Source organism: Chitinimonas viridis, assembly GCF_030409555.1.
Lineage (GTDB): Bacteria > Pseudomonadota > Gammaproteobacteria > Burkholderiales > Chitinimonadaceae > Chitinimonas > Chitinimonas viridis.
The window spans coordinates 536,286-548,459 of record NZ_JAUFPU010000008.1; the positions used below are offsets into that span (position 1 = coordinate 536,286).

Consider the following 12,174-nt stretch of genomic DNA (forward strand, 5'->3'; position numbering starts at 1 on the left):
ATTGAATCCTACGGTAAGAGGGGGGTAGCTTTAGGGGTAGGTCTTGATTCGATTTTGAAGATACCCCCAAATGGCTCTGTCAGACAGACAAATTCGGGCGGCCGTACCAGGTGAGAAGCCCATCAAGCTGGCAGATGGTCAGGGACTATTTCTGCTCCTTAACCCAAACGGCTCACGCTACTGGCGATTGAAGTACCGAATTGCTGGCAAGGAGAAACTTCTCTCCCTTGGAGTTTATCCTGAGACCTCACTCAGCGAAGCACGCAAGAGACGGGACGAAGCACGCCAATTGATTGGTACAGGTATTGACCCCAGCCAGGATCGTAAGGATCGCAAAGCAGCAGCGATTCAAGCCACTGAGTACAGCTTTGAGAGCGTAGCGCGGGAGTGGCATCAACGCAGTTCCGGCAAGTGGTCTGTAGACCATGCTGCGCGTATTCTGCAGCGCCTAGAGGTTGAACTCTTCCCGCACCTTGGTGCTCGACCTGTCGCTGAACTGAAAACGCGAGATCTATTGGCGCCCTTGCGCAAGATCGAAGAGAGAGGGGCGCTGGACCTAGCATCACGCGTACGTCAGCACATCGACGGCATCATGCGCTACGCCGTCCAGACGGACCTGATTGATACCAATCCAGCCAGAGACATGACCGGCGCCTTGGCCGTCCGTAAGACAGTCCACCGTCCGGCACTACCGTTGGAGCGTATCCCCGAGTTGCTTCAGCGCGTCGAGGCAGATCAAGGACGCCCGTTAACCAAACTAGCCCTCAGGTTTGCGCTGTTGACCTTTGTCCGATCGAGCGAATTCCGCTTTATGCGCTGGGATGAGATCGACCTGGCAAGGGCTACGTGGATCATTCCCGCTAGCCGTGAAGTCATCAAAGGTGTCAAGCACTCCCATCGCGGCGCCAAGATGCGAGAGCCCCACATCGTCCCGCTATCCCGCCAAACCTTGGCAGTCCTAGATGAGATACATAGGCTGACTGGGCGATTTGATCTGGTGTTTGCGGGAGATCACGATGTATTCAAACCCATGAGTGAGAATACCGTGAACACCGCACTACGCCGCATGGGATACGACACCAAGAAAGATGTATGCGGGCACGGCTTCCGGGCCATGGCCTGCAGCGCATTGCTTGAATCAGGCCTCTGGAGTGAAGATGCCATCGAACGTCAGATGAGCCACAAAGAGCGAAATGGGGTTCGGGCAGCCTACATACATAAGGCTGAGTTTCTGACGCAACGTAGGCGGATGGTGCAATGGTGGGCAGACTGGCTGGATGCAAATCGACTACTGTTTGTTTCACCGCATGACTTGGCCGAAGCAGGGAAAGCGTAGCGCGGCTTGGCAGCGGCAAACCTACTCAATACTCTGATACCTTGGTGTCGCCCTGGCCTACAGACAGCAGTCTGTAGGCCCCTTAACCACGGTTTCTTTTTTGTCACCTGCTGGCGTTCATGCTGATCGGCACCATCGTCTAATCTAAGGTATCTGAAGCCACCGCACAGATTGAGAATACAGGGGGAGCACGATGGCAGAACCAGCAAAGCCCAGACCTTTGATACGCCTACCGGAGCTCATGCAGCGTACTGGCCTCTCACGCTCCGCGATCTATGATCGGCTGGACGAGAAGTCACCGCGCCATGACCCCAGTTTTCCGAAGCAGTTCTCATTGGGCGGGAGTGCTGTCGCTTGGTATGAAGAAGAGGTAAGTGCTTGGATCAGTCAATGCGCGGATGCTAGTCGCGCTGTCGGCCAAGCGACTAGGCAGGCTTCCAAGAAAACAAGGCGTAATAACATCGGCAAGCAGGCAGATACCGTTAGGGCGGTCGCCAGTAGTGCCAATAGCACAGCCCAACTGGGTGACTTGATACTAGACGGCGTACAGCAGAGTCGTCAGCTTGCAAGCTATCTGAAGCTTCCTGAATGGACACCTGCCATGGGTGTACTCCTCGTTTCCGGCATCAAGGCATCGCTGGGATGCGAAACCATACCAGAAGGCGGTGTGGGTCTGGACAACAAGCCCTTACACGTGAACAGTCCAAGATTCCGCGAGGCACGTAGCTTGTGGATGGACTGGGAAGAGTACTGGGAGGACAAAGAGGAGCAGGCCCCCAAGCAAGTTATGCCTCTAGATTTCCTTTCTTGGTGCCGATTCTGTGATGTTAGCGGCGACTGGCCTAGCGTTTTTTACGATCTGGCTGGCATTTCCAATGCGGAAGAACAGGCTACAAAAGCGGCCAGAGTAGGCATGTTACTAGCGCCAGAGCCATTGATGCTATCGAAGAAAGAAAAGGGACGTGCCGGAGACTAGATCCCAATAGCACGCAAGTGGATCTGCAAATTAGCCGTCCCGGCATTGGCTATCTGAAATTGTCGCATCCCGGATGATCACCTAAGCCAACGCTTCTGGAAACTAGGCATTGCCCACGAAGGAATGGCCAAACTGATTGCTACCCTTCAGGCGACTGCCACATGGTCATCCGTCTCCACAAACCAGCCCGTATGGGCAAGGAGTCTCTAGGTTCGGCCGCTCGGTTGGCCCGGAGGAGATTGATGCTAGGTGGATTTTCGTAAAATCCCTTATTTTATAGACACTTAGAGTTTCTTGTGTATATAATACAGCCCTTTGTCTTCCCTCCGGATCGTCGGCTTGACCCTGTCTAACCTCCCTGCTCAGTGGCTTTTTTACCTGCGCCGCCAGCTACGTCTGCAGCCTTGGACTACTGCCGTCTTGCTGCTGGCATTGGTTAGCCTGGGGGCTGCTGCCGCGTTTTACGCTCGCAGCAGCCACATGCTGGACAAGGCCGAGCACGAGCGTCGCGCGCTGAGTACCGCCCCCAAGGCAGCGCCTGTGGTTGCCTTGCCTGGTTATTCGGTGCCGGTTTTCCCGGTATTCAACAGCGCGCAACTGATGGGTGATCTGCAGCAGGCTGCCGATGCAGCCAAGCTACCGTTGGATGAAGTGACCTTTACTCTTGATGACAAGGGCAAACTACCTTATCTGCGCTATCGCGCCAGCCTGTCGGTATCGGCGGACTATCCTGCAATACGGCGGTTTGTGGATGGCCTGCGCATCGGCATGGCGAACGTGACACTGGATGGTATTCACTGCAGCAGAGAGGATATCGGCGTGGCGGAACTGAGCTGCGACGTATCGCTATCGGCATTTTACCGTCAGGTTCGCCGTGATTAAGGCAGAGCAAAAGCGCTGGGCGCTTTGGCTGACCTTGCTTGCGGGGACAGTGGTTGCCATGGTTTACCCGGTAGAAGATGTTGCCGTGGCAGAAGTGGCGACACCGTCGTCGACGGTAGAAGTCGTTGCTGCGCCTGTGAGCAGCCAGCCGGCCACGCCACCGCTGCGCACGGCGGTGGCCCCTGCCGGCCAACATAGCCAGGTAGCCATGCCGGCCATGGCGGCCAATCCGTTTGCGCCTCGCAACTGGCAGGCACCACCGTTACCCGTGGTCACCCCCGCGCCCGTTGTGGTGGCGCCGGCCTTGCAGGTTGAGCCGGCCGGGCCGCCACCGTTGCCGTTCAAATTCATGGGGCGCTTGCATGATGGTGGTGAGCAAGTGGTGTATCTGAGCCAGGGCGAACAAACCCTGATCGCCCGAGTGGGGGAAACCCTGGGTGCGACATATAAGGTGCTGGGCCTGGATGCCCAGCGTATCGAATTTGAATACTTGCCGACGGGCGACAAGCAGCAGCTTGCCCTGCCTGCATCGGAATAGTCGATTGCCATGCTGTTATCTGATTTCTTGAGCGCTGTACGTACTGCGATGCCCACGGCAACGCAAATCAACCCTGCACCAGCCGTTGCTGCCGGGGTATTGCTGCTGCTGAGCAGTTGTGCGGCGGACTACCATCATCGCTCCGGGCTGGAGGCGATGGACAAGGGTCAGTACGATGAGGCGGTGACAGAGCTGGGCAAGGCTGCCGAACTGGACCCCGAGGACGTGATCTACCGCAAGGACTGGCTGCGCAACCGCGAAGTGGCAACGCGCCGCTTGCTAGCGCAGGCCGAGGTGGCGACCGCGGAGGGGCGCTTGGATGATGCTGCCCAGCACTACCGGTTGATCTTGAAGTATGAACGGGACCACGCCCGTGCCACGGCTGGGCTGGAGAACTTGCTGCGGCTCAAGCAGGCCGATGAGCAAGCGCTGCAGGCGCGCGAAGCCCTCAAAAAAGGCGACAGCAGCCAGGCAGCGCAATTGCTGGGCAGGGCGCTGGAGAATCATCCTGGTCATGCGGATGCGCTGGCATTGAAGCGCGAGCTGGATGCGGCCCAGGCCAAGGATCTGATCACCTCCCCCAGCTTGAGCAATCTGTACAAGAAGCCCATCAACCTGGAGTTTCGCGATGCCAGCCTGAAGATGGTGTTCGAGGCCCTGTCGCGCACGACAGGGATCAATTTCATCTTTGATCGAGAGGTCAAAAGCGACCAGCGCACCACGGTGTTCCTCAAGCAGACCACGCTGGAGGACGCTATCGATGTGATCCTGACCACCAACCAGTTGGACAAGAAGATACTGAACAGCACCAGCGTGCTGGTCTACCCCAATACCTCGGCCAAGACTAAGGAGTATCAGGATCTGGTGGTGCGGGCGTTCTATCTGTCTACCGCCGAGGCCAAGCAGACCGCAGGCTTGCTGAAGTCCATGCTCAAGATCAAGGAAGTGTTTGTCGACGATAAGCTCAACATGCTGATGTTGCGCGAAACGCCCGACACCATCGCTTTGGCCGAGAAGCTGATTGCCCTGCATGATCTGGACGAGCCGGAGGTGATGCTGGAGGTCGAGGTGCTGGAGGTCAACCGCACTCGCATGCTGGAACTGGGCATCGACCTACCCAAGTCGCTCACAGTGCGGCCCTTTGCCAATAGCGGCAACTCGACCGGCGATGGCTCCGAATCGTCGCCCATACTCTACAAGTTGAGCGAGCTGAAAAACCTGAACTCCAGCAATCTGGGCGTGACCTTGCCCAGTGTGACGGCCCGTTTCGAAAAGAACGATGGTGATGCCAATCTACTGGCCAATCCACGTATCCGGGTCAAGGATAGGGAAAAAGCCAAGATCATGATTGGCTCCAAGGTGCCCGTGGTGACGACGACTTCTACGTCGGATGGTTTCATCTCCGAAAATATCCAGTACCTGGATGTGGGGCTGAAACTGGAAGTCGAGCCGGATGTGCATATGCGTGACGAGATCGGCATCAAGGTCGGTCTGGAAGTCAGCAATGTCGTGAACTCGATCAAGACGGCCCGAGGGGCCTTGGCCTATGAGATAGGTACCCGTACCGCCAATAGCGTGTTGCGCCTGAAGGATGGTGAAACACAGGTGCTGGCAGGGCTGATACGCGATGAAGATCGGTCTTCGGCCAGCCGTATCCCGCTGCTCGGGGATGTGCCACTGTTGGGGCGCTTGTTCTCGTCGCAGTCCGATAGCGGTAACAAGACCGAAATCATTCTCTCGATCACGCCCAGGCTGATACGCAATGCCCAGCGCAAGGAGCCGGCTGCAGAGTCGTTCTGGTCGGGCACCGAGGCCAATCTGCGGCTGAAGCCCTTGCAACTGCGCAGTCTGGAGACCGCCACGACGAATTCTTTGCCCGCTAAGCCTCCCGAGGAAGTGAAACCGACGACCGTAGCCCCGGCCACACCCGGTGCGCCGCCGAGCGCCGAACCCGCACCGGCTGTTGTACCGGGCGTCAAGCTGCAGTGGAAGGGACCTGCCACTGCCAAGGTGGGCGAGCCGATGACGCTAATGTTGCACCTGGATAGCGCTGAGGCCTTACGTGCGGCGCCGCTGCAACTGGCTTACGACAAGACGCTGTTTGAAGTGGTGTCAGTCAAGGAGGGCGAATACTTCAGCAAGGCTGGGAAATCCAATTTCAGCCAGTTGATAGACAAGGCCAGTGGCCGTGTATCAGTCGGTACGGCCAGCGCGGAAGCCGCGGGCGCCAAGGGCGAGGGTGCGCTATTGATGGTGGTGCTCAAGCCCCTGCAAGCAGCGCAGGAGGCCGAGATCAGTGTCATCGGCATGACGCCCATAGCCAGTGGCGGCAATGTGGGTCGTCCAGCCTTGCCCTTGGTTCATCGACTGAGCATTGCGCCCTGAGCATGTCCAAGCCGCGTCGACGTACTCGCCAGGCGGGTTTCAGCTTTATCGAGCTACTTGCTTCACTGGCCATATTGGCCTTGATGGCTGCTGTAGCCATGCCGCTGGCCGAAAAAACGGTACAGCGCAGCAAGGAGCATGAACTCCGGCGATCGCTGCGTGATATGCGACAGGCCATCGACGCCTACAAGGCAGCGGCGACGGCAGGGCGTATTGAGGTGGGCCTGGATGGGTCGGGTTATCCGCCGACCTTGCTGGATCTCGTCAATGGGGTGACAGACAAGAAGAACCCCGATGGTGCCAAGCTCTACTTCTTGCGCCGTCTGCCGCGCGACCCATTCTTTGCGGATGACGAGGCCCCGAACGAGGCTAGCTGGGGCCTGCGTAGTTTTGAGTCACCCCCCGAAGCACCGCGCAGTGGAGATGATGTTTTCGATGTGTACTCGCTATCAGAAAAAAAGGGCTTGAATGGCGTGCCCTACAAGGAGTGGTGAGCATGCGTAAACAAGGCTTCACCATGATCGAGCTACTGGTCGCCATGGCCATTATCGCCACCTTGCTGTCCTTGGCTGCGCCCAAGTACTTCAACAACCTGGAGCGCACCAGAGAGGCGGTACTGCGGGAGAACCTGTACCTGATGCGAGACGCCATAGACAAGTACTACACCGACAAGGGTAAGTACCCGAAAGAGCTGGATGACCTCGTCAAGGAGCGCTACCTGCGGGCTATTCCCATCGATCCACTCACCGAGAGTGCGGCGAGCTGGAAGTCAGTAGCCCCTGAGGATACGACCTTGGGGGGCGTTTACGATGTACGTAGTACGGCGCCCAATAGCAAGAGCGGCACCAAGTATTCCGAGTGGTAGTGGCATGCATCGGCAGCGTGGATACAGCTACCTGATTGCTTTGTTTGCTGTGGCAGTACTGTTGGTGGTCAGCCTGCGGGCGCTGGAACACAGCAAGACGGCAGGCAGGCGGGAGCGCGAGGCGGAGCTGCTGTTTGTCGGCCAGGCCTACCAGCAGGCGATCAAGGATTACTACCAGTTCTCGCCTGGCACCAGCAAGCAGTACCCGCCGGACTTGCAGGCGTTGCTGCTGGATAATCGCGCAACCCGTACCCGCCGGCCCTTGCGTCGGCTATATCGTGACCCCATGACAGGGAGTGCCGATTGGGGGCTGGTCAAGACGCCGGATGGTCTGGTGAAGGGCGTGTATTCGCTCTCGACGGAGCAACCGATCAAGACTGGCGGCTTTCCTGAGGCCTTGCAGGCACTGGAAGGTGCCAAGCGCTATCAGGACTGGAAGTTTGTGTTTGAACCGACCCCGGGCTGAGCATGAAGCAGTCCGATGAATCACCCTTACCTCTGGAGAGGAAGAAGCACCATGAGTAAGTCGCAATATCGCCAGCAGGGCTTTACCTTGCTGGAGTTGCTGGTTGTACTGTTGATCATTGGCTTGTTGGCCGGTTTTGTCGGCCCCAAGTATTTTGGCCAGATTGGCCGCTCTGAGCAGCAACTGGTCAAAGCCCAGATCGATGCCTTCGACAAGGCCTTGGATCAATACCGTGTGGATACCGGTAACTACCCGACCACTGCGGAGGGCTTGGCCGCATTGTTTGCCAAACCGGCAGATGCTGCCAAATGGCGTGGCCCTTACCTGAAGAAGGCGGTACCGGTGGACCCATGGGGCAAGGCCTATGTCTACAACTCGCCCGGTTCCAATGACCGCGAATTCGAGATCATCTCGTACGGCAAGGACGGGGTAGCGGGTGGCACCGATGACAATGCCGATGTGACCAGCTACTGAGCCAGGACCAGCAGCGATGCGTTTTCGGGCCAAGGTGTTGAACGCCAGCATGGCGGTGGAGTTGCGTGAGCTGGATGCCGCCAGCGAGGAAGAGGCACGCCGATTCATTGAATCGAGCGGTGAGCGTCTGCTGGCATTGAACACCATCAGCGCAGGCCTGGCTCGACGGCCAAGAGCCTTCAACATGACGGTGTTCAACCAGCAATTGCACTCCTTGCTGGAGGCAGGCCAGCCCATCGTCGATGCCATCGAGATACTGGGGCGCAACGACAGGGCAGGGCGCCACCGCGCCATTTACGACACGCTGTTGCAGGGCTTGCAGCAAGGTAAGCAGCTCTCTGAAGCCATGGCCAGCCTGCCGTCGGTTTTTCCGCCGCTGTATGTGGCCATGGTGCGTGCCAGCGAAACGACAGGCACGGTCAGGGCGTCAATACGACGTTTCATGCACTACCAGAAGCAGTTGGACGAGATACGCGGCAAGCTGATCTCGGCGGCCATTTACCCCGGCATCCTGGTGAGCGTGGGCTTTCTGGTGATCGCTTTTCTGATGCTGTACGTTGTGCCGCGCTTCAGCGCGGTATTTGACGATGTGGCCGCCAGGAAGAATGCGACCGCCGGGTTCGTGCAGATATGGGGCAGCTTTGTACGGGAGCACACGGCGCTGGCCTGGCTGGGTGTGCTGGGCCTGTTTGTTGGGCTGGTCGTGCTGCTTGTCCACCCAGGTTTGCGTGGCTGGCTTGGGCGCAGGATGTTGTCCACCCCTTGGCTGGGCGAGAAGGTGTGGATACTGCAGTTGGCGCGGCTCTATCGCACCTTGGGCATGTTGCTGCGTAGCGGGGTGAGTGTGCTCTCCGCCATGAAGATGACAGAAGCCTCATTACCCCTCGCCATGCAAAGCGACTTACGTCTTGCTGCCCAGGGTGTCAGCGAAGGCAAGTCGATTTCCCTGGTCATGCTGGAAAACAAACTGAGTACCGAAGTGGCGCATAGATTGCTGCTGGCAGGTGAATCGTCCGGCAATCTTGATGAAATGATGGAGCGCATTGCCGATTTCTACGATCAGGAGGTCGCAGGCTGGATAGATATGGCCGGCAGACTGGTCGAGCCTATCCTGATGGTTGGCATCGGCTTGGTCATCGGCGCCATCGTCATGATGCTCTACACCCCGATATTTGATCTGGCAAATGCACTGTAACCGGCGGCCTATGTGATGTTGACGCTACAAGAACTGAACCTGGCCCAGCAGTCTGCCGGTATGACGACAGATTGGCTTAGCCTGCTGGCCGATCAGCATGAGCTGCCACGCGACGAGCTGTTGCTTGTGGCAGCAGAGCTGGCGGGCTACCCGGCTTTGACTGTGCAGGCCGATTGGCCTGTGGTGCCGGATTTCGAGCTGGTGCCCTATACCGACATGGTCGAGCGTTTGCTGGTAGTCGGTAGAGACACGCATGGGCAGCTATGCGCGGTACTGGGACGGCCGCTGGATAGTAAAGTGGGTGCCTGGCTGGCCAATCTGGGCCTGCCTTTGCACGAGATCTACCTGGCCGACCCGCATGCCTTACGTGGCGAGCTGGAGAAGCACGAGTCGGCCTTCAGCGCAGTGGCCGAGGCGGTTGGCTTGGATCAATCCATCGAGTTGGCACGTGACGACAGCGCCGACCTGACACTGACCTCTATCCAGGGCGAGGCCAGCCCTGCGGTCAGGCTGATCAATTCCACCGTTTTTGATGCGCTGCGTTTTGAGGCCAGTGATATCCACTTGGAGTCGGTACCGCAGGGTTTGGTGATCAAGTTCCGTATTGACGGCGTATTGAACCGAATTGCGACGGTCAATAACACTGCCCTCGCAGAACAGGCGATTGCCCGTATCAAAGTCTTGGCAGAGTTGGATATTGCAGAGAAACGCATCCCACAGGATGGTCGTTTCCGTGTGGCGGCCAAGGGCCGCGACATTGATATCCGCGTTTCCATCATGCCCAGTATCCATGGCGAGGATGCCGTGCTGCGTATCCTGGACAAGCAGGCCCTGATCGACCAGGTGCAGCGCCTGACGCTGGACTCGTTGGGCTTCGATGGGGAAACCATACGCCTGCTGCGCCGTCTTGCATCAGAGCCCTATGGCATGATGCTGGTGACCGGCCCCACCGGTAGCGGCAAGACCACCACGCTATATGCCGCGATGACCGAGATCAACCATGGCGAGGACAAATTCATCACCATTGAAGACCCGGTGGAGTATCAGCTACCCGGTGTGCTGCAGATACCGGTGAATGAAAAGAAGGGCCTGACCTTTGCGGTCGGCCTGCGCTCCATCCTGCGCCACGACCCAGACAAGATACTGGTGGGCGAGATACGTGACCCAGAAACGGCGCAAATTGCCGTGCAATCTGCCTTGACGGGGCATTTGGTTTTTACCTCAGTCCACGCCAACAACACTTTTGATGTGATCGGCCGCTTTATGCACATGGGGGTCGATCCCTATAACTTTGTCTCATCGCTGACGGGGGTAATAGCTCAGCGACTGGTGCGGCAGAATTGCCCGAACTGCACCGAGGATGTGGTGTTGGACGAGCTGTTCTTGTCGGACTCCGGCATCCGCGATCCCGAAGCCTACCGGTTCCGGGCAGGGAAGGGCTGCACGGTATGCCGTGGCACTGGGTACAAGGGCCGGCGCGCTGTGGCAGAGGTGCTGCGGCTGACAGATGAGATACGTGAAATGATCATTGGTCGTGCGTCCATCCGTGCCCTGAAAGAACAGGCGCGCAAGGAGGGCACCCGATTCCTGCGTGATGTTGCGCTGGAACTGGTGCGTGATGGCCATACCACTTTGCAGGAGGTCAATCGTGTCACTTTTGTGGCCTGATCGCGTGCATGTGGGCTTGTTCTCCGGGCATTGCTGGTTGCAGCAAGGCAAGGCCAGCACAGAAGCGCCAATCGCCTGCCCGCAGCCGGATGACTACCTGCTTGCGCTGGATGCCTTGCTGGATAAGCCATCAAAAGCATTACCACCCGGTAGCCGGGTGGCACTAACGGTATCGGACGGCCTCGCTGCCAGTATCGCCTTGCCTTGGCAGGCAGAGCTGACCGAAACGGCAGAGCTCGAAGCTTATGCGCGCATCTGCTTTGAAAATGCGGGTATCGAGGTGGGGGCGGATTGGGTCTTGGCAACCTATTTCCGCCATTATGGCGCCCAGGGCCTGGCTTATGCCTTGCCGGCTGGGTGGTTGGAGCAGCTTGGTGCCAGCCTGCAACGTCGCGGCTTACGGCTACAGGGCGTGTTGCCAGTGTCAGCGGCGGCCTATTCGCTGCATGCCTGCCCGGTCAAGCAGACCCTGTCGTTATTGCTATTGCGCGAACCGACACGTATCACCGCCTTGGTCTATGTACTGGGCAAGCTGCAAGCCTGTGATGTCGAACCGGTGACGCGGAGCGAGCAAGAGGCGGGCACCCGTCTGCTGCGGCGCTTGAGCGTTCAGCACGGCGATTTTGCGCGGGTGGACACCTGGTCGCCACTTGGCCCAGAAGCCGACATCCCCGCTAGGTATATTGCAGCCAGTTGGCCGACGGCCGAAATACGAACCTTCGCCAGAATGGCTTGGTGTTGAATCATGAAATCGACTTCCGGATACCTTGAACCGCGCAGCCGTTATGGCACCCAGCTAGGGTTATTGGCCTGTGCCCTGCTGATTGTGGCGGGGATAGTGGTATGGCAAGCCCAGGTGCAACGGCAGGCAGCAGACAAGCTGGCGCTGCGTAACCAGACGTTGCGCGCAGCACAAGCCGTAGCACCTACCCAGGTATCGCGGCCAGCCGCAGCAGAAGCCAAGCACTGGGAGGCCCTGCGGGTTGAACGCGAGTTTCCGTGGCCTGACGTACTGGTGGCGATAGAGCGTGCAGCCAAGGCCGATGTGGAGCTATTGGAGTTTGTGCCCGACAAGCAAAACCGCCGTGTGGTCCTGAGTGGCGAAGCCCGAGATCGCAAAGCGCTGGCCAGCTATCTGGAGGCCTTGTCTGCCCAACCGGCGCTGCACCATGTACACCTGACGCATCAGCAGTCCTTGTTGCGAGACCGGCTGGAGACGGTGGAGTTCGAGATCAAGGCTGGGTTGTAGGGAGGAAAAAAGTGGCCCTTGCCTTATAGGCCGCTATCCCCCGAAACCCGCCCCCAGCCTCATTCCTGCTGCTTTGCAGCAAATCTATCAATAACAATGACTTGCCACCATTCACCCGCCTCGGGTAGAGTGCCGCCCTT

General features: G+C 58.2%; 13 protein-coding genes. All 13 read left to right on the forward strand.

What is annotated here, in order from left to right:
• Positions 1–70 precede the first annotated feature (70 nt).
• The 13 genes from QWZ03_RS11220 (at position 71) to QWZ03_RS11280 (ending at position 12,034) form a co-directional block, all read left to right on the forward strand.
• On the forward strand, positions 71–1,336 hold the full coding sequence (locus tag QWZ03_RS11220) for a tyrosine-type recombinase/integrase (RefSeq protein WP_290332787.1): 1,266 nt from the start codon (positions 71–73) through the stop codon (positions 1,334–1,336).
• Positions 1,337–1,529: 193 nt separating this feature from the next.
• On the forward strand, positions 1,530–2,312 hold the full coding sequence (locus QWZ03_RS11225) for a helix-turn-helix transcriptional regulator (RefSeq protein ID WP_290332788.1): 783 nt from the start codon (positions 1,530–1,532) through the stop codon (positions 2,310–2,312).
• 339 nt (positions 2,313–2,651) lie between these two features.
• Positions 2,652–3,194, forward strand: a complete 543-nt coding sequence (locus QWZ03_RS11230; protein WP_290332789.1) for a hypothetical protein — start codon at positions 2,652–2,654, stop codon at positions 3,192–3,194.
• Positions 3,195–3,252: 58 nt separating this feature from the next.
• Complete coding sequence (locus tag QWZ03_RS11235; RefSeq protein WP_290332790.1) at positions 3,253–3,732, forward strand: hypothetical protein; 480 nt, start codon at positions 3,253–3,255, stop codon at positions 3,730–3,732.
• Between the two features lie 9 nt (positions 3,733–3,741).
• Positions 3,742–6,117, forward strand: a complete 2,376-nt coding sequence (locus tag QWZ03_RS11240) for a secretin GspD/PilQ domain-containing protein (RefSeq protein WP_290332791.1) — start codon at positions 3,742–3,744, stop codon at positions 6,115–6,117.
• A 2-nt stretch (positions 6,118–6,119) separates the two neighbouring features.
• The gene (locus QWZ03_RS11245) at positions 6,120–6,611 is read left to right on the forward strand and encodes a type II secretion system protein (RefSeq protein WP_290332792.1); all 492 of its coding nucleotides are present in this window, start codon (positions 6,120–6,122) and stop codon (positions 6,609–6,611) included.
• A gap of 2 nt (positions 6,612–6,613) precedes the next feature.
• Positions 6,614–6,982: a type II secretion system protein gene (locus tag QWZ03_RS11250; protein ID WP_290332793.1), complete on the forward strand. Its 369-nt coding sequence runs from the start codon at positions 6,614–6,616 to the stop codon at positions 6,980–6,982.
• A 4-nt stretch (positions 6,983–6,986) separates the two neighbouring features.
• Positions 6,987–7,448 (forward strand): type II secretion system protein, encoded by a 462-nt coding sequence (locus QWZ03_RS11255; protein ID WP_284196765.1) that lies wholly within the window; start codon positions 6,987–6,989, stop codon positions 7,446–7,448.
• Positions 7,449–7,499: 51 nt separating this feature from the next.
• On the forward strand, positions 7,500–7,922 hold the full coding sequence (gspG, locus tag QWZ03_RS11260) for a type II secretion system major pseudopilin GspG (RefSeq protein ID WP_290332794.1): 423 nt from the start codon (positions 7,500–7,502) through the stop codon (positions 7,920–7,922).
• Between the two features lie 16 nt (positions 7,923–7,938).
• Positions 7,939–9,117, forward strand: coding sequence for a type II secretion system F family protein (locus QWZ03_RS11265; protein ID WP_290332795.1), 1,179 nt, complete (start codon positions 7,939–7,941; stop codon positions 9,115–9,117).
• 15 nt (positions 9,118–9,132) lie between these two features.
• Positions 9,133–10,785, forward strand: coding sequence for a GspE/PulE family protein (locus QWZ03_RS11270; protein ID WP_290332796.1), 1,653 nt, complete (start codon positions 9,133–9,135; stop codon positions 10,783–10,785).
• A complete protein-coding gene (locus QWZ03_RS11275) occupies positions 10,766–11,527 on the forward strand; it encodes a hypothetical protein (protein WP_290332797.1) in 762 nt (253 codons plus the stop codon). Before QWZ03_RS11270 ends, QWZ03_RS11275 begins: the two co-directional genes overlap by 20 nt.
• A 3-nt stretch (positions 11,528–11,530) precedes the next feature.
• The gene (locus tag QWZ03_RS11280; RefSeq protein ID WP_290332798.1) at positions 11,531–12,034 is read left to right on the forward strand and encodes a PilN domain-containing protein; all 504 of its coding nucleotides are present in this window, start codon (positions 11,531–11,533) and stop codon (positions 12,032–12,034) included.
• The last annotated feature ends 140 nt before the right edge of the window (positions 12,035–12,174 follow it).

Excerpts from the sequence above, each read along its gene's own strand:
- QWZ03_RS11220 (WP_290332787.1), top strand. The coding sequence starts at position 71 with ATGGCTCTGTCAGACAGACAAATTCGGGCGGCCGTACCAGGTGAGAAG.
- QWZ03_RS11225 (WP_290332788.1), top strand. The coding sequence starts at position 1,530 with ATGGCAGAACCAGCAAAGCCCAGACCTTTGATACGCCTACCGGAGCTC.
- QWZ03_RS11235 (WP_290332790.1), top strand. The coding sequence starts at position 3,253 with ATGGTTTACCCGGTAGAAGATGTTGCCGTGGCAGAAGTGGCGACACCG.
- QWZ03_RS11240 (WP_290332791.1), top strand. The coding sequence starts at position 3,742 with ATGCTGTTATCTGATTTCTTGAGCGCTGTACGTACTGCGATGCCCACG.
- QWZ03_RS11245 (WP_290332792.1), top strand. The coding sequence starts at position 6,120 with ATGTCCAAGCCGCGTCGACGTACTCGCCAGGCGGGTTTCAGCTTTATC.
- QWZ03_RS11250 (WP_290332793.1), top strand. The coding sequence starts at position 6,614 with ATGCGTAAACAAGGCTTCACCATGATCGAGCTACTGGTCGCCATGGCC.
- QWZ03_RS11255 (WP_284196765.1), top strand. The coding sequence starts at position 6,987 with ATGCATCGGCAGCGTGGATACAGCTACCTGATTGCTTTGTTTGCTGTG.
- gspG (WP_290332794.1), top strand. The coding sequence starts at position 7,500 with ATGAGTAAGTCGCAATATCGCCAGCAGGGCTTTACCTTGCTGGAGTTG.
- QWZ03_RS11265 (WP_290332795.1), top strand. The coding sequence starts at position 7,939 with ATGCGTTTTCGGGCCAAGGTGTTGAACGCCAGCATGGCGGTGGAGTTG.
- QWZ03_RS11270 (WP_290332796.1), top strand. The coding sequence starts at position 9,133 with ATGTTGACGCTACAAGAACTGAACCTGGCCCAGCAGTCTGCCGGTATG.
- QWZ03_RS11280 (WP_290332798.1), top strand. The coding sequence starts at position 11,531 with ATGAAATCGACTTCCGGATACCTTGAACCGCGCAGCCGTTATGGCACC.